1 protein-coding gene and 1 pseudogene are annotated in these 1,494 nt (G+C 30.9%); both read left to right on the top strand.

Annotated features, from left to right (window positions below; translation table 11 throughout):
- Window positions 1-950 (top strand): VMAP-C domain-containing protein (locus tag AC3DU7_RS29390; protein ID WP_488042785.1); only part of this gene is annotated, 950 nt, incomplete at its 5' end.
- Between the two features lie 14 nt (window positions 951-964).
- Window positions 965-1,494: pseudogene (locus AC3DU7_RS29385) on the top strand (AAA family ATPase); the annotation flags it as partial.

The following is a 1,494-nucleotide window of genomic DNA, read 5'->3' as shown; positions in this document are numbered from 1 at the left end:
TTACTCCCGAACAACAAATATCATCTACTCTCCAAAGCTATCTTTTGATAACTATTTCTCCTCTCGGATGTAAGACCAAAAATAATTCAAGACCACTTCTTAATGTTCAAGGTGAGTTGATTGAGAATTGGGGTCAAACTCAGAATACTAAAGTCCCGTTAAGAAAAGAAGATATTAAAGAAAATGGATATTCAGAACAAGAAATTCCTAATATTATTTATAAATTCATTGAGAGAGTTCAAAATGAATATCTACGTCCTCAAGTGCTTAAAGGTCAAAGCTATGATTTAAAAGTTGAATTATTTTTAACTAGAAAATTTTTTACTAAAGATTTTGAGTTTAAGATTCCTGATGCTTTTAGACAAAAACAAAAAGCTATTTGTGAAGAAAAATCTGTAATTTTACGTTCTTTAGAGCGATTACAACCAGATAAAACTAGTTGGCTAAACTCTTGCATCAAGAAGTGGCAGGAAATCAAAAAAACAGCAATAATAGCAGAAAATACTTTAGATTTTGAACATGAAAATGAATTAAATAAACTATTATCTAAGCCACAACAAATAAAACAGTTGGGAATTAAATTAGAGAAGCAAATCATCCTAAAAATATCTTGTGGTGTGCCTAAAGGTAAATCCAAAGAGCTTTTATTTGAAATTATTTTAGAAAAGGGAATTCCTTTATGTTTATGGTTCAAAGGCAAAGAGAAGAGGGATGAGTTAAATGATTCAGATTATCAATCTCTGATAAATCAACTAAATAATTTAATAAAAGTAGAAGATTTACAAGATGTAAATAGATTATATGCAAAAATTTTTGATATTCGTAAAAGACACCTTGCTGATACTTGTAAAAAAAGATGTTTAGGTTATCATTTAAGAATTTTGTGCGATTATACTGAACGAAGACCAATTAATATGCCTACTTTTAATCAACTAACAACTAACTATTAAAAAAGGAAAAAGCAATGGTTAAAAATAAACCCCAAAACGATATTACAGAAAATCAGAAAAATTGGCTTTTTTTCTATGGTGATGGAAACAATCATAATGTTAATATTGCTGACCTTCCTGACCCTCCACCTTGGCGAAAATTTAAAGAAATTAAACAAATTGAATCAGAACAAACAGAAAAATCTCCAGAACTAATAGAACTTGAAAAACAGTGGCAAACTATTCAAAATTTAGCAAATTCTGAGAACAATAAACGAGGTAGAGAAAAGGGTCAAAAATTCCGTATTTATAGCCCAGAAATAACAGAGGAAAATGATTGTCAAGAACCACTGGTTAATGTTGTGGATGCGGTAAATGCTGCAATATATTTACGACGACCTCTTTTAGTAACAGGAAATCCTGGTTCCGGTAAAACCTCTTTAGCTTATGCGATCGCTTATGAATTAAAATTAGGGCCAGTATTGAATTGGGCCATTACAGCTCGTTCTACTTTGCAGGATGGACTTTATCGTTATGATGCGATCGCTCGATTGCAAGATTCCCA

Source organism: Okeania sp. (genome assembly GCF_983059655.1).
This window is presented reverse-complemented; position numbering and strand designations above follow the sequence as displayed.